Source organism: Exiguobacterium sp. s16, from assembly GCF_018618115.1.
GTDB lineage: Bacteria > Bacillota > Bacilli > Exiguobacteriales > Exiguobacteriaceae > Exiguobacterium > Exiguobacterium mexicanum_A.
In genome coordinates this window covers 646,140-661,504 of record NZ_JACSLM010000001.1, presented here as the reverse complement: position 1 = coordinate 661,504, position 15,365 = coordinate 646,140, and the positions used below count along the sequence as shown (strand labels likewise).

The following is a 15,365-nucleotide window of genomic DNA, read 5'->3' as shown; positions in this document are numbered from 1 at the left end:
CGATATGGTTTCATGTTAAATCCGAGATAATTATCGCTTGCAAAATCTGTATGTAGAAATCGAAACGTTATGTCGTCAATATATTGTGTTATAATGAGTGCGTCTTTTTGTAAATTTTTGAACGAGAAAGGGGACTTCCCACATGAAACAATACCATGATTTATGCACCCATATCCTCGAGAACGGGGTCGTCAAAGAAGACCGCACCGGGACCGGGACGACGAGCGTGTTCGGCTACCAGATGCGTTTCAACCTTCAGGACGGGTTCCCCCTGATCACGACGAAGAAATTACATACGCGCTCCATCATCCATGAACTGCTCTGGTTCATCACCGGTGACACGAACGTCAAATACCTTCAAGACAACGGGGTTCGTATTTGGAACGAGTGGGCCGATGAGGACGGTAATCTCGGTCCTGTCTACGGGGCGCAGTGGCGCTCGTTTCCGAAACCAGACGGCACGACTGTCGACCAGCTCACGCAAGTAATCGAGCAAATCAAAACGAACCCTGACTCGCGCCGACTCATCGTCTCGGCCTGGAATCCAGGGCAACTTGAAGACATGGCGTTGCCGCCGTGCCATCTCATGTTCCAGTTTTACGTCGCGGACGGCAAATTGTCGTGCCAGCTCTATCAACGAAGCGCTGACACGTTCCTCGGTGTCCCGTTCAATATCGCGTCTTACGCTTTGCTCACGCATATGGTCGCCCATGTGACCGGGCTTGAGGTCGGCGACTTCGTCCATACGCTCGGCGACGCCCACATTTACCATAATCACCTCGAACAAGTGAAGCTGCAATTGACGCGTGAGACACGACCGCTCCCGACATTGAACATCCTGCGTGACGTGTCATCCATCGAGGACTTCCGGTTTGAAGACTTCGAGATTGTCGGCTATGACCCTCATCCACACATTAAAGGAGAAGTGAGCGTATGATCATCCATGTCGTCGCCATCGGGAGCAATCGGGAAATCGGGAAAGATAACGCCTTGTTGTGGCGCCTGCCCGATGACTTGAAACAGTTCAAAGCTGTCACGACGGGTCAAACGGTCGTCATGGGACGAAAGACGTTTGAATCGATTGGTCGGCCGCTGCCGAACCGACGCAATATCGTCGTCACGTCGGACCGCACCTTCTCGCCTGAAGGTGTCGATGTGTGGCACGACCTCGAGTCGCTTAAAGACGAGACGACAGACCTTTATATCATCGGTGGCGCGACGCTCTATGAGCAGACGCTTTCGATAACGGACCGGTTCTTCGTCACCGAGGTCGATGGCACGTTCGAGGCGGACACGTTTTATCCGTCCCTTCCGGACGGTCTTATCGTGACGAACGAACAGTTTCATCCGGCCGACGAACGGCATGCCTATAACTTCACATTCCGTCAATATGACAAAAGGGACATCGACTGAGTCGACGTCCCTTTTTTAATCGGGTAATTTTTCGAGCCATTGCTCGATTTTTTCAGTGATCGTGTCCTGATGGTCCTGCTCGGCCAAGTCGTCATACAGCGCCCCGAGCTCGAGCGCGGTTCGTTTCGATACGGCCAAGATGTGGCTGTACTTGCCGCGTTGCTCTTTGACGGCTGACAAGGTCCCTCTCGTCTCGTTCGTGCCCGAGTCATCGAGAATAAACATTTCCATATGATCGTTACAGGCGTAACGGTCGTATGGGCGATAGATGACCTCGTAGCGACGATGCTGCTTCGGCAAGCGCTCAGCGAGCAAAGCGTACTTCTCAGGACTCATCGTCACGTAAGCGAGCCGTTTCTCCTCGCGGACGGCTGACGAGTAGCGGATGATTCGATTGCGTCCATCGCGCTTCGCCTTGTAGAGCGCCTCATCGGCATAAGCACACCACTCGCCGAGCGTCATACCGGTCTGACAGACCCGTGTATAGCCGATCGATACGGTGACGTGATGTTCATATGCAAATGTCATCTCCTCGATGCGCCTACGGACCCGTTCAAGCACCGCATCGACGACGTGACGCTCGGACACGTTTAGGATGATGAGAAATTCTTCCCCGCCATAACGAATCAATTCGTCACTCGAGCGGATGGCGAGACGGACTTCCTCGGCGACGCGATGCAACACCTCGTCCCCGTAAGCATGACCGAACGTATCGTTCAACTGTTTGAAATGATCGATGTCGAGCAGGGCGAGCGTGAAGCTCTCACCGGAGCGCTCAAGTCGGGACATGAAACGGCTAAACGTCGCTTTCAAATATTTTCGGTTGAACGCGCCTGTCAATTCATCGACGAGGAGCGCGTTCGAGACGAGACGAGCCTTCTCGATATGATGTCCGAGACGAACGAGTCTTTCTTCCATCGGTACCCATTCCTCCCAATAGTCATCGAAGCCGTAAGAATAGGCGGCGAGGCGATAATGTTCATTCGTGCCGATCACGATGAGCGGGACATACAGCTTCTTCATCTTGCTGACGAACGATTGAATCGACCGCTCCGGGAAGCGGGCCCACAACTCGACGTCCATGATGATGGCTTTCGGGACATCTTCATAGTCATATTCGACGGCCTCTTCTAACGTCTGCAAGAAGACAGGACGCGCCCCGAGCTTTTCGACGCGCGGTTTATACCGGCTATACGTCGAAAAACTGTTGGCTAAAATAAGTACGAGATCTTCGTCTTCCTGCTCGATGCCTAAGACGGTATGGATATAACGTTTCACTGGGGCAATCAAAGCCATAGCCTCCGCTTGCGTCAAGACCGGTGGCAATTCACGAACATCAGACTCGACACGACTGAAAATCTCAAGCAAGTGCATCAAGCGGCGACGCTTCACTTCTTGCTTCATCCAATCTAATAAAAACTCGATCTCTGATGTTTGAATCTGTCTCGCGCTCGTGATTTGCGTCAAAATAGTATGTATACGATCTGTGAGTTGCTGCTGCTTCATTCCCGACCCCCCCAGTTTCGTTCTCCCCGATATGTTCTTCTGTCTATGATTATGCGACTTTATCCACGAAAATACAACTATTTACTTATTTTCTGCCCATTGTTTGACAGTAAGATAGTGCTTATGACCCATTACATCATGAAAAAGAGCGGTCATCGACCGCTCTTTTCTTATTTTCCAACTTTTAGGTTAGGAGATGTCATCTCTTCTGGACGAATCCATTCGTCAAACTGCTCTTCTGTCAATAGTCCTGTCTCTAGCGCCGCTTCTTTTAAAGACGTCCCATTCTTATGTGCTAGTTTTGCGATTTTAGCCGCATTCTCGTAGCCGATATGCGGGTTGAGCGCTGTCACGAGCATGAGCGAACGATCGACGTTGTGCGCGATGACGTCTAAGTCTGGTTCGATGCCGACGGCGCAATGCACGTCGAACGAATGAAGACTGTCCGTCAACAGGCGGCACGTCTGGAGGAAGTTGTACATGATGACCGGTTTGAACACGTTCAACTCGAAGTTTCCTTGGCTCGCCCCGAATCCAATCGTCGCATCATTGCCGAGCACTTGGGCCGCGACCATCGTCAACGCCTCACTCTGAGTCGGGTTGACTTTACCAGGCATGATCGAGCTGCCCGGTTCGTTCTCCGGAATCAAGATCTCACCGATACCGGCACGCGGGCCAGAAGCGAGCCAACGGACGTCGTTGGCAATCTTCATCGCATCCATGGCGAGCGCTTTCAAGGCACCGTGTGTGAACACGAGCTGATCGTGGCTCGTGAGCGCATGGAACTTGTTGACGGCCGTGATAAAACGTTTTCCGGTCTCTTGCGAGATCTTCTCGGCCACGACTTCTCCGAACCGTGGATGAGCATTGATCCCCGTCCCGACTGCCGTCCCGCCGAGGGCGAGCTCTGTCAACGGTTCGATCGTACGCTCAATCATCTGTTTCGACAGCTCGAGCATCCGGACCCAACCACTGATCTCTTGACCGAGCGTGACTGGCGTCGCGTCTTGCAAGTGCGTCCGACCGATCTTGACGATGTCCATGAATGACTCGGCCTTCTTCGCGAGCGTCGCGTGGAGCGCCTCGATTGACGGCAACACATGGTCCTCAACAGCGAGGATGGCGGCGATGTGCATCGCCGTCGGATATGTGTCGTTCGAGCTCTGCGACTTGTTGACGTCGTCGTTCGGATGAATCGTGAGCGTTTGACCACGCTCTTTCAACTTATCATTCGCCAAATGGGCGATGACTTCGTTGACGTTCATGTTCGACTGTGTCCCTGAACCCGTTTGCCAGACGACGAGTGGAAACTCGGCGTCATGTTTCCCGGCGACGATCTCATCGGCGACTTCGGCGATGACGTCGGCTTTCGCTTGCTCCAACACACCGAGCTCGGCGTTGGCGAGTGCGGCACCTTTTTTCAAAATCGCGAAGGCATGCACGACCTCGAGCGGCATCTTTTCCGTGCCGATTTTAAAGTTCTCTAGACTGCGCTGTGTTTGGGCTCCCCATTTGGCTGAAGCCGGAACGTTGATTTCCCCCATCGTGTCCCGTTCGATCCGATATTCCATGAAAATTCCCCCTCTTTTTTTGACTACGCTTTCATTTTAGCGAAACTTTTGCAAAAAAGAAATCATTCCCCTGCAATTGACAAAAAGTCGGGCCAAAGCCCGACTCTCATCCGATCAACAATGCCTGTTTCGCCACGTCATGGGCCCGGTTCTCTGCCCGCGGGATCCATTTGATGAACTTGTTTGGCAATTCGTCATACAGCGTCAGCGCCTTGACGAACAAAGGACGCACCGCTTGGTCTTTTAAGAACCGCTGCTCGAGCGCCCGCACGACCGTCTCGGCGTCCGAATAGAACATGAACGTCGATTCGTCCGTGAGCGTATGCGCTTTTTCGAGGGCGAACGCGAGCGCGGCGAGTTCGGCCTGAACGCTCGTCAGCCCGACACGTTTGGCGATGTACGTGGATACGGTGCCGTCCGTTGTCTTAATCCAGACACCAAGACCGTTCTCACCCGCCTCTTGGTTCGTCGCCGCATCAAAATAAATGTGAACCAAAGCGATACGCCTCCCAATCCGTTTCGATCGGTGCATGGATATCAATGAGCGAGAGACGTTTCGACAAGAGCGCCACTTCTTCTTGCCCGTCGAGCTTCTTCGCAAACTTCCGATGCGCCTCTTGGAGTGCTTCTTGTCTCAAGATGTCATACAGCGCTTCAACCGTGTCGTATGACTGGACAAGAATCGTCGCCGTCTTTGGTCCGATGCCGCGGACGCCTGGAATATTGTCCGAGGCATCACCTTGGAGCGCTTTCACATCGACGAACTGTCCGGGCCGTATTCCATAAGTCGTCTCGAATATGTCCTGGTTCATCATCATCTCTTCCCCTTTTTTCGGGACGATTTGAAACACGTTCGGGGAAAGCAGCTGATGCAAATCACGGTCTGACGAATACATATACGATTCACCCGGGAACGCGGTCGCGACGGCCCCGATCAAATCGTCGGCCTCATATCCGGCGAGCTCGGACTGAAAAATGCAGCGCTCGCTCAACGCTGCCCGCAACTTGACGTAATCGTGGAACAACGGTTCCGGTAAGCCGGTACGAGTCGCTTTGTAGTCCGAAAACAGGGCGTAACGATGCGTCGTCTCGCGTGGTCCGTCCCAAAAGAAGGCGATATGTGTGAAGTCGTTCGTCCACCCGTCAACTTTACGGAGCAGTCCTTTCAACGTCACATCGGGGTCGAGCGCCCGACGACGCTCTGTGGCAAAATAATATCGCGACAGGAGATTAAACCCATCGACCAACATCAATTTCATCATGCATCCACCTCACAAGCTTGTAATCCGCGCGCTAGCGCGTCTCGGTCGAGATTCTTCCCAATCCAGACGAAGACGGAACGCGAGTCGTCGCTCGGTTCGTTGGCGAACGTCGCCCCCATCAGTTGATTTGTCGCTTGGACGACGAATTTTGATGTTTCTCCGTCTAAACGGACAATCGCCTTCAAGCGATAGACATCGTCCTCATAGTGCATGAGCACCTCGCGTACGTATTGCGTGACACGTTCCCGACGTAGTGGGACGTCGGTCGTGAGCGTCACGGCCCGTAGTGAAGAGACGGACGTGTGCCCTGCTGTCAGTCGACCGAGGAGTTGCTCGTCGACTCGTGAAAGCTGGAACGTATTTTCCGTCAAGTCATAGTCCCCTACCGTCTGGACCGTCTCGATGACCCGAACGGTCGGATTTAGTGCTTTAATCCGTTCATGCGCTTGTTCGAGCGTGACGTCATCGACGAGGTCGACTTTATTCATCAGAATCACATCTGCATAGGCGATTTGATGGATTCCTTCTATAAACAATTCGCGGTCCATTTGACTAGCGTCGACGACCGTTAAAATCGCCGTCAGCTTGAACCGTGTCCGTAAGTAATCATCGTAATAGATCGTCTGGATGATCGGTGCCGGATCGGCGACACCAGTTGTCTCGATGACGATGCGGTCAAATGTATCTTTGGACGCAAGCTGATAGAACGTCTTACTCAAATCGCTTTGAATCGAGCAACAGATGCAACCGTTCGATAACTCGATCTGTTCTTGGTCCATCTTGACGATCAACTGTTCGTCGATATTGACTGAGCCAAGCTCGTTGACGATGACGAGCAATCGCTCGTCCGTCGCTTCTAGCAAGCGATTCATATAGGTCGTTTTTCCGGCGCCTAAAAAACCGGTCACCAATTGCACGGGAATCATGTACTGCACCTCACCTTATAAATTTTCGTGGACCCGCGCCCACTTCTCATAACGGGCATCCAACAAGTCGATCAGATGGAGCATCCATCCTTCCGTCGTGACCGGTAACACGCTCGAGCCCCACTCGCGCTTGCCGTGGTGGGACAAAATCATATGCCAAATCCGGTGATGGACGTCGAGCGGAAGTGTGACGCCGGCAGCTTGTTGACTTCTTTCGAACAACAGTCCGCCGTACGGCATGTGTCCGATCAAGCTTCCCATCGGGTTGATGGAGATCCCGGTCGTCTCACTCGTGCCGCTGACCGAGAACAGTTGCTCGAACCGGTTCGGGGACGACAGCAAGTGACTGTACTCGAACAACTTACCGATATCATGGAACAAAATCCCGAGCGCGAGCTCGTCCCAACGGAGTGGCTCTTTCAACTCGGCGATGGCCTCACAGGCCGCGTAAAGCGACTCGAACGTGCCGCGGAACGCCTGTTCAACTTTTACACCGTTCATCGTATTCCATACGTCTACTTTGTGCAACTGCTCGGCTTCTTTGATGACCCGGAACGCCATCGCCAAATGGTCGTCTTGTTCTTGGAACCGATAACCAAGTCGAAGCATACAGACCGTGTGCTTCAAGAGGCCGCCGACATAGTTATGATGATGATACAGTGCGGCCGGTGCGAGAACGAAATCGTCCCAATAGCGGTCGAGCAGTGACATCGCGATCGCTTGATAGTCTGGCGAGAGCGTCGACAGAATCGCGAACAGCTCGTCGGCGTATTGTTCCATCGTCTCGTCTCCAGGAAGACCTGGCAACAACGATACCGCCTCGTCCCGGGCAATCGGTTTGGCCCGGTCGATCGTAATCGATTTGGCGCCGTCCGGTTTTGGGTAGACGTCGATTTTCCCTTCGAGCTCGATGACGCCTGACTCGTAAATCGGCAACAATTGATCTTCATTGCCGCGCAACCACTGCTTGGCACGGATGAGTCCGCTCGAGGTCGTCAAATTGAGCTGTAACCATTTCGCCCCGGATTTGCCTTCTCGAACTTCGACCGTACTGACGAGCGCTTTCGTCTGAACCGGTGTTCCGTCTGTCAGGTCCGATAGCCGTGTCGCCGACTTCTCTACGGTCGGAAGTTGGAACCGTGTTCGGTCGAATCCGCCCCCTGCAATTGGATCAATCTGTTGGTAATAGTTCATGTGCAATGCCCTCCTTCTTCTCTTTGCCCATTGTATCGTGTTTTCCGCTTCGAGGCGAACATACTTTCGTTATAGGGCCAGAAGTTTCCTGAATTATATTGAAAGCGCTTACTATAATTGTTACGATAAAGGCAGTTAGATAAAGGGGGAACTCACATGATTTCATTGGTAGATACGTATGAACGGTTGATCGCAACAGGGGAAGCGACACGTTACGCCACTACGCATTCGACAATCGCAAGCATTTTACAGGCATCGACTTGCCCGGTCTCGCATCAAGAGCTCGTCACGGCGGTCTCGGGGCATGCCGGTAACCCATATACGCCAGACCAACTCGTCGACTCGGTCATCGAGCATGAAATGAAAGGGGCGATGGCCGTCCTGCTCGTCGCCGGTTATCCGATCCAAACACCGCTCGCCAAAGCCGTCGTCTTATCGGCGTTCGCACGCACGAACCGGATGAACATCGAGAAACTGAAAGAACTCGGTCATGCTGACTTGCTCGTGCGGATTCAATCGGCAGAACGATCTTGGAAGCGGACATATACCCACTTGTATCGGTCGGCACCGACACAGCTCTGTGACCAGCTCGACTCACTGCTCGGCGGTTGCGCCGTCCATCGTGTGATTGAAGCACTCGATCTCGACCCGAACGTCAAAACGGCATAAAAAAGAGCGGTCCCCGGGCCGCTCTTTTTTATGCCTTGAATTATCCTTCTGTCACTTCGACCGCTTCCGGTTCGAACAACGTGACGTTCCGCGCTGGTGAGAACGTTGAAATCGCATGTTTATAGATCAACTGTTGGCGCCCTTCTGATTCGACGATGACCGTGAAGTTGTCAAACGATTTGATGACTCCCCGAATTTGAAATCCGCTGACTAAAAAGACGGTCGTCGGCACCATTTCTTTACGTAATTGATTCAAAAAATGGTCTTGGATGTTATAGCTAGCCTTCATGTTGCATTCCCCCTAGTCTATGTCTCTTTCAAATAATCGGAATTTTCGAAAAAACTCCTCAACTTCATCATAAATATTTTGATACGATAGTTCAAATGATTTTCGTCCCATATCGACCCAAATCCCATCAAATTGATGACGGAACCATGTCAATTGACGCTTCGCGAACTTGCGCGTGTGCTGTTTGAGCGTCTCGGTCATCTGCTCTCGGGTCATCAATCCATCAAGGTACGGAACGACTTCCTTGTAACCGATGGCCCGCATCGCTTGCGTGTCCCGGTAACCAGCCGTGAGTAAGCGCTCGACTTCTTCGATGAGACCCGCTTCGAGCATCAAGTCGACACGAAGGTTGATACGCTCATAGAGTACGTCCCGGTCCGCATGCAAGACGAACAATTTATAGGCGTAATGCTCCGACGGGAGGCTATCCATCGTCTGGGCGTCGCCTTGGAGCGCGACTTCAAGAGCACGGATGACGCGGCGGACGTTATTTGGATGAATGCTCTCGGCCCGTTTTGGGTCGAGCGACTGCAGGCGGGCGTGCAGCGCTTCAGGACCATTCGTCTCCGCCTCTAACTCGAGCGATTCGCGCAATGCATGATCGACCGGTCGCTCCGTGAACTCATAGTCATATAAGATTGCTCTGATGTAGAGACCGGTCCCACCGACTAAAATCGGCAATTTCCCGCGCGCGTAGATGTCATCGATCGCCGCCCGGGCCAACGTCTGGAATTTGGCGACGCTCATCGCCTCGTCCGGGTCACAGATATCGATTAAATGATGCGGAACCCCTTCCGCCTCCTCGACCGTCACTTTTGCCGAACCGATATCCATCCCGCGGTACACTTGGACCGAGTCGCCCGATACGATTTCACCGTTGAACGCTTTCGCGAGCTCGATTCCTGTCTTCGTCTTCCCGACAGCGGTCGGTCCGACGAGGACGATGACTGGTGTTTGTTCCATCCTTGTCACTCCTCAAACGAAAGACCGTTCCAAAAAGGAAACGGTCCGTTAAATTCTTCTTTTAATTGTATCATCAAACACGACCGCAAACAGCATCCATCCGCATAATAATAGTCCCATCAATAAAATTAAGCCATCACTCATCCGTGGTCGCCTCCTTTACGTACCTCATTCCCACTTTTCACACTTTAGACACAATTGAATACGTAAAAAAAGACGCTCACGAAGAGCGTCATTCATTGTGTCACTTCAAGAACTCGGCGGCCTCGCCACATCGTGAACCCAATGTAGAGAACCGTCGTGCCGCTCGCTGCCCACCAGATCACGTCATAGAGCGGTGTCATCAAGTTGGCCAGTCCAAACAGCGCCGGGACGATCAGTGTCAACCAAGCGAGCACGAATGCGACTCGGGCCGTCAACCCATCAATTTGGCGCCCAAGACCCATCCCTACATAGAACAGTCCCCATAGGAACGACCAGAACAACCAGGTTACGGCGCCCATCACATCGCCCATCGTGAACGAGATGGTGGCATAAAAAACGGCTGAAATCGAAACAAATAGCGAGAACCAACCGACGCCACGTCCGTCGAGGTCGAACAAAAATGTCACACCGACGTACAAATAGGTGAAAGCGAACAAATAGATGCTCGCATATCCGAACACTTCCGCCGAACTCGCCCCGATGACGAGCCACGTCGCGATGAACGTCTGCAACAGTCCGGTGAAGAGACTGAATACACCCGCACTCTTGACGTCCACTTTCCCGAATAAGACGAGGCTGTTAATGAACAGTGCCACGCCACCAAATAATAAACTAATATTCCCCACTCTCATTGCTCCTTCGTACAGATGTCTGACGTCTTATTTTATACGTCCACTGTAACGTGAATTCGTTTTCAGTGCAAGTGGGGAAATGGATGTTCACGGAGTCGACAAAGGTCACTCATTCTCGAGCGTTTCAATCGCTTCATCAATCCGGTCCTGTTCGTCCTCCGTAAATGTCGGGAATTTAGGATCGATGTCTTCAAGGACGTCAATCATAATCGTGGAGACGATATATCTGGCGTACCAGTCATCATCTGCCGGGAGCACAAACCAGGGTGCATGTTTCGACGCCGTGTTCGATAACATATCCTCAAAGATATCCTGGTAATCATCCCAATGCTTTCGCTCTTCGACGTCATTAAATGAAAACTCCCAGTTCTTACTTGGATCTTTCAGTCGTTCAAGCAAGCGGTCACGCTGGACTTCTTTTGACACGTTAAAGAAAAATTTGATGACTTTGAATCCGTTCTCATCTAAATATTGTTCAAAGTCATTGATTTGGCGATAACGGACCTTCCATACCGACTCTTTGTCCTCTTCATCAGGGATGACCTCTTCCCCGAGCAAGTCATGGACGCGCGGGGCGATCACTTCTTCATAATGCGACCGGTTCAAGATGCCTACCTGCCCCCGCTCTGGCATGAGGTCATGCATTCGCCACAAGTAATCGTGTTTCTTTTCCGTGTCCGATGGTTTTTGGAACGCGTTCGTCTTTAACCCTTGCGCGTTCAAGTTCGAAAAGATATAACTGATCGCCTCATCTTTGCCGCCGGCATCGAGCGCCTGCAAGACGACAACGATCCCTTTCTTCGATTCGGCGTACAGCTTCCAATGCAACTCTTTCAATCGCTCCACGCTCTTTGGAATCAACTCGTTTTGTAACGTCTCGTCAGATGGCCGATCTTGTATCGTGGTCGGGAAATCGCTGAGACGAATCCCATTTTTATGGTCAATGCGAAAAGTTTGAATATCCATGTGTCCTCCTTGACTCGATTGAATTCTAAGTACAACACCTATTTACCCTATTCTTTCAAAAAATAGCGACAAAAAAATCCTTTCCGCCGAAGCGAAAAGGACTAAATCAAGTTTAGTTGATGCCGACCGCATCGAACGATTTCGCCGCTGCGACTGCTTGCGTGCTCGTCGCACCGTGCAAGTCTTTGGCCGATTGAACGACGGCTTGACGTAGGCTTGAGAAGTTCGAAGTCGGTGTCAAGTAGACCGTGAGGGCACGGTAGTAGATGTCCCCCATCTCCATGACGCCGATGCCTTGGACCGAGACGCCGTAGTGCGACCCGCCGCTCGCTAAGAGATACGCCGCTTTGTTGACAATTCCCGAGTTGATGTGGACGCCGCCGTTATCCTGCGTCCCCGTGTAACGGACCGAGTAGTGGTCCGGGTCACCATATGCTGCCGGATTCGACATCGAGCGGAGACCGTCCCCAGCCACGCCAGGCGTGTAGATGTCTTCCCCGACCAACCAGTCAAAGTTCGAGCCGACACTATATTCCGCGACCGTACCGAAGATATCCGATACCGCCTCGTTGATCGCACCCGATTCATTTTGATAGATCAAACCGGCCGTGTATTCTGTAACGGCGTGTGACAATTCGTGAGCGACAACGTCGAGGGCACCAGAGAGGTACGTAAACGTTTGGCCGTCCCCGTCACCGTACACCATCTTGCTGCCATCCCAGAACGCATTGTTGTAGCTACGGCTATAGTGGACCGTCGAGTTGAGGGCCGCACCGTTGTTATCGTAACTGTTGCGTCCATAAGTGTTCTTGAAGAAGTCATACGTCTTCGTTGCGTTGACATGGGCACTGACCGCGGCCCGGTCGTACGTCGTGTTCAAGACGTTGTCAGCGTCGGCCCAGAGAGATCCAGGAAGGCGCGTCCGGTTTCCGGCGTCATACGTATAGATGCCTTTACCGCGCGTCGAGTCTTGGAGATAGTAATATGAACCGCTCTTCGTCGTCTTGAACGTTTGGCTCTGACCAAGGACGTCGATTCCCGTTCCCGTAAATGTCGTACCCGTGACGCCGTTCGCCGGTTTGGCGTGCGCCAATTGGTTGTATTTGTTCAATACTTTCCCGCTTGCCGCATCGATGAAGTATGTCCAGCGTGACGGCTCATCCGCATCAAGGATCGTCCCGGTCACTTCATACGCATAGACCGCCTCTTCACCATTCGGATAGACGACGAGTTCCGCTGCCGGCTCAAGCTCGTATGCGCCTTTGTGGCCGACAAGCTCTTTATAACGAGCGACCGCTTTTTGTTCGTTCAGCTTGATTGATTTATGTAATCCTTTAAGTTGTTTCGTATCATCGACGACCGTTTTCAATTGACCATCATTATCGACGACACCGACGACAATTCCACCGAAGACTGGCACTCCGTCGACCGTCTGTTGTAATTTGACAACTTGTCCGACTTTGTCACGCTTCGATTCGAGCGTTTTGAATTCGCCTTTCGCTTTCGCATACTCTTTGACGATCGTCGTCGGGGCTTCGTTCGATGGTTTCGTCAACGTGCCCGACTTGAGCTCCGCCGCGCCGACGAGTTGTGGCACGAGCAAGACTCCTGCGATGAGTGATGTAGATAAAACTTTTTTCATGTGTGTTTCCCTCCTTATGTGGTGTCTCCTACTTTACATAGTTTCCCACATTTAATGTATCCAACTTTTTAATTATTTTGACAATTCAAATTATTAAGACATTTGGACTAACCCGTCCTCTTCTCTAGTCGTATCAGCCGTAACAAAAAAAGCGTCACCATGGAAGGTGACGCCAGTCATCAATAGACATCTTTTTGTGTGAAATGGTAGAACGCATACGCGAGAGCCGCTAGCGACCAGACGAATATGACGATGAGCGAGAACGGCAACGTCATCCCCTCGATCGGTGGGGCTTGCCCCTCGAGATAGGTATGAAGACCGAAATTGACGTTGACCAAATATTTCGAGCTGTCCCAATTCGACCCGAGCGACGTGAGGAGCGGTCCTGAAATCAGGACGGCCATCATGATCCCAATCCCTGTCGCCGTGTTTTTGACGATGACCGAGATCATGAGCGCAATCGTCCCGACGGCTGCGACGACGAACCAAGATAGTCCGACCGACATGAGCAAGTATTGCCACATCGGCAGCGTATGAACGAAGTCGGTCGAGAACGTCCCCGTCGACGAGGCCTGGAAGCCGGTCAAAATCGGGGCGGTCCATCCGTCCCAACCGAGCACGATGCCGGAGATGGCGTAACTAACGAACGCCGTGATGAAGATGAGAATCGACGTATAAAGCAGCGTCGTCATCCATTTGGCGAGCAAGATTTTGAATCGCCTTACGGGCCGTGACAACAGTGTCTTGATCGTCCCGTCATTGTGTTCACCGGAGACGATATCCGCCATTAAGACGATGATGAAGAGCGGCAACACGAGCGTCGTCCCTTGCGAGAAGAAGACTCGCATGAACGTCGGAGCCCCAGGATAGTTCGGGTTGATGTCATTATCTAAGTAGTATTGATTCTGTTGGACCTGGAACTCCAAGATTTGACGGAACTCGTCCTGAACGTTCGCCGAGGCGAGCCGGTTTTGCGTATCGACAATCTCTTGTTGCAAGTCGACGCGCCAATCGATCGTCCCTTGTTCTTCGCGCTGTTTCTCGATTTGACGATAGTTCGCATACGTGAACATCGAAACGAGCACAATCAAGATGATCGAGACGACGAGGAGTCGTCGCTTCTTATGGATCTTTAAAACTTCGTTCCGAATAAGGCCAAGTATTGACGGATTAGACAATATGGTCACCCCCGGTCAATGAGATGAATAATTCTTCGAGTGTCTGGACGCGTCGTTCAAGCCCGAATACGTCGACTCCCCGGTCAAGCAAATAGCGGTTCAAGCGGGCCGTCTCTTCAAGATTCATCGAGACGCGAATCGTGCGCTCGTCGACGACGTCGGCGTGCTCAATCGATTCGAAACCGCGCACAATCGGCAAGACTTCAAAACTGTCGGCCACATGAACATCGACAGTCGACGCCAACTCATGAATCAATTCGTCAACCGTCCCGACTTTGACGATTTTCCCGCGCGACATGATGGCGACGCGGTCCGCGAGCAGTTCAATCTCAGCCAAAATGTGGCTCGAGACGAGGACGCTCAGCCCAGTCTCTTCGACGAGACGGCGGATGAAGAGACGAAGATCGCGAATCCCCATCGGATCGAGCCCGTTCGTCGGTTCATCAAGAATCAAGACGCGGGGATTGTTCAACATCGCTTGGGCAATACCGAGCCGTTGCCGCATTCCGAGCGAGTAGGTCTTCACTTTATCATCGATCCGCGCCGTCAAGTCGACGAGGTCGATCACTTCTTGAATCCGGGCCTCATCGACACCGGGCAACATCCGGGCAAAGGCGTTCAAGTTCTCACGCCCGCTCATGAATTTATACAGCTCCGGATTCTCGACGATGGCCCCGATTTGGTTCATCGCCTGAACGAATTGTCGTTCGACGCTGAATCCACAAATCGAGACGGTCCCTTTCGTCGGCTTAATCAACCCGACAATCATCCGGATTGTCGTCGTTTTGCCGGCCCCGTTCGGACCTAAAAATCCGAACACCTCACCTGGGAATACATCGAACGAGATGTCATCGATGATTGTTTTCTTACCGATTACTTTTGTCAAATGGTCTATTTTCAATGTTGGTTGCATCATCTCACCTCTCCTACATTCTATCGGACTCAACCGC

Annotated in this window: 16 protein-coding genes; 3 read left to right on the top strand and 13 right to left on the bottom strand. The window is 52.1% G+C overall.

Going from position 1 to position 15,365, the window contains the following annotated elements:
- Positions 1-142: 142 nt before the first annotated feature.
- Both KNP86_RS03445 and KNP86_RS03440 read left to right on the top strand, forming a co-directional pair.
- The gene (locus KNP86_RS03445; protein WP_214708604.1) at positions 143-937 is read left to right on the top strand and encodes a thymidylate synthase; all 795 of its coding nucleotides are present in this window, start codon (positions 143-145) and stop codon (positions 935-937) included.
- Positions 934-1,413: a dihydrofolate reductase gene (locus KNP86_RS03440; RefSeq protein ID WP_214752840.1), complete on the top strand. Its 480-nt coding sequence runs from the start codon at positions 934-936 to the stop codon at positions 1,411-1,413. The genes KNP86_RS03445 and KNP86_RS03440 overlap by 4 nt, the downstream gene beginning before the upstream one ends.
- A 15-nt stretch (positions 1,414-1,428) precedes the next feature.
- Here the strand turns inward: KNP86_RS03440 and KNP86_RS03435 are convergent, their stop codons facing one another.
- The 6 genes from KNP86_RS03435 to KNP86_RS03410 form a co-directional block, all read right to left on the bottom strand.
- Positions 1,429-2,919: a GGDEF domain-containing protein gene (locus tag KNP86_RS03435; protein WP_214752838.1), complete on the bottom strand. Its 1,491-nt coding sequence runs from the start codon at positions 2,917-2,919 to the stop codon at positions 1,429-1,431.
- 170 nt (positions 2,920-3,089) lie between these two features.
- Positions 3,090-4,490 carry a class II fumarate hydratase gene (fumC, locus tag KNP86_RS03430; RefSeq protein WP_214711016.1) on the bottom strand — a complete coding sequence of 467 codons (1,401 nt, stop codon included), beginning with the start codon at positions 4,488-4,490 and terminating at the stop codon, positions 3,090-3,092.
- A 106-nt stretch (positions 4,491-4,596) separates the two neighbouring features.
- On the bottom strand, positions 4,597-4,986 hold the full coding sequence (locus tag KNP86_RS03425) for a reverse transcriptase-like protein (RefSeq protein WP_214708599.1): 390 nt from the start codon (positions 4,984-4,986) through the stop codon (positions 4,597-4,599).
- A complete protein-coding gene (locus KNP86_RS03420) occupies positions 4,967-5,749 on the bottom strand; it encodes a 5'-3' exonuclease (protein ID WP_214752837.1) in 783 nt (260 codons plus the stop codon). The genes KNP86_RS03425 and KNP86_RS03420 overlap by 20 nt, the downstream gene beginning before the upstream one ends.
- Entirely contained in the window at positions 5,749-6,678 is a 930-nt protein-coding gene (locus KNP86_RS03415) for a CobW family GTP-binding protein (protein WP_034777428.1), read from the bottom strand. The genes KNP86_RS03420 and KNP86_RS03415 overlap by 1 nt, the downstream gene beginning before the upstream one ends.
- 15 nt (positions 6,679-6,693) lie before the next feature.
- Positions 6,694-7,872 (bottom strand): DNA-binding protein, encoded by a 1,179-nt coding sequence (locus KNP86_RS03410; protein ID WP_214752836.1) that lies wholly within the window; start codon positions 7,870-7,872, stop codon positions 6,694-6,696.
- Positions 7,873-8,028: 156 nt separating this feature from the next.
- On the opposite strand from KNP86_RS03410, the gene KNP86_RS03405 reads away from it, so the two are divergent.
- Positions 8,029-8,541, top strand: a complete 513-nt coding sequence (locus tag KNP86_RS03405) for a hypothetical protein (protein WP_138859499.1) — start codon at positions 8,029-8,031, stop codon at positions 8,539-8,541.
- A gap of 40 nt (positions 8,542-8,581) precedes the next feature.
- Here the strand turns inward: KNP86_RS03405 and hfq are convergent, their stop codons facing one another.
- From hfq to KNP86_RS03370, 7 genes are all read right to left on the bottom strand, one after another.
- Positions 8,582-8,830 (bottom strand): RNA chaperone Hfq, encoded by a 249-nt coding sequence (hfq, locus tag KNP86_RS03400; RefSeq protein WP_021067304.1) that lies wholly within the window; start codon positions 8,828-8,830, stop codon positions 8,582-8,584.
- Between the two features lie 12 nt (positions 8,831-8,842).
- Positions 8,843-9,793: a tRNA (adenosine(37)-N6)-dimethylallyltransferase MiaA gene (gene miaA / locus KNP86_RS03395; protein ID WP_214752834.1), complete on the bottom strand. Its 951-nt coding sequence runs from the start codon at positions 9,791-9,793 to the stop codon at positions 8,843-8,845.
- A gap of 236 nt (positions 9,794-10,029) precedes the next feature.
- Complete coding sequence (locus tag KNP86_RS03390; protein WP_214752831.1) at positions 10,030-10,623, bottom strand: AmiS/UreI family transporter; 594 nt, start codon at positions 10,621-10,623, stop codon at positions 10,030-10,032.
- A gap of 111 nt (positions 10,624-10,734) precedes the next feature.
- Positions 10,735-11,595, bottom strand: a complete 861-nt coding sequence (locus tag KNP86_RS03385) for a PPK2 family polyphosphate kinase (protein ID WP_034777421.1) — start codon at positions 11,593-11,595, stop codon at positions 10,735-10,737.
- A gap of 112 nt (positions 11,596-11,707) precedes the next feature.
- A complete protein-coding gene (locus KNP86_RS03380) occupies positions 11,708-13,237 on the bottom strand; it encodes a M4 family metallopeptidase (RefSeq protein ID WP_214752830.1) in 1,530 nt (509 codons plus the stop codon).
- Positions 13,238-13,416: 179 nt separating this feature from the next.
- The gene (locus tag KNP86_RS03375; RefSeq protein ID WP_034777418.1) at positions 13,417-14,415 is read right to left on the bottom strand and encodes an ABC transporter permease; all 999 of its coding nucleotides are present in this window, start codon (positions 14,413-14,415) and stop codon (positions 13,417-13,419) included.
- On the bottom strand, positions 14,408-15,328 hold the full coding sequence (locus KNP86_RS03370) for an ABC transporter ATP-binding protein (protein WP_034779847.1): 921 nt from the start codon (positions 15,326-15,328) through the stop codon (positions 14,408-14,410). The genes KNP86_RS03375 and KNP86_RS03370 overlap by 8 nt, the downstream gene beginning before the upstream one ends.
- Positions 15,329-15,365 lie beyond the last annotated feature (37 nt).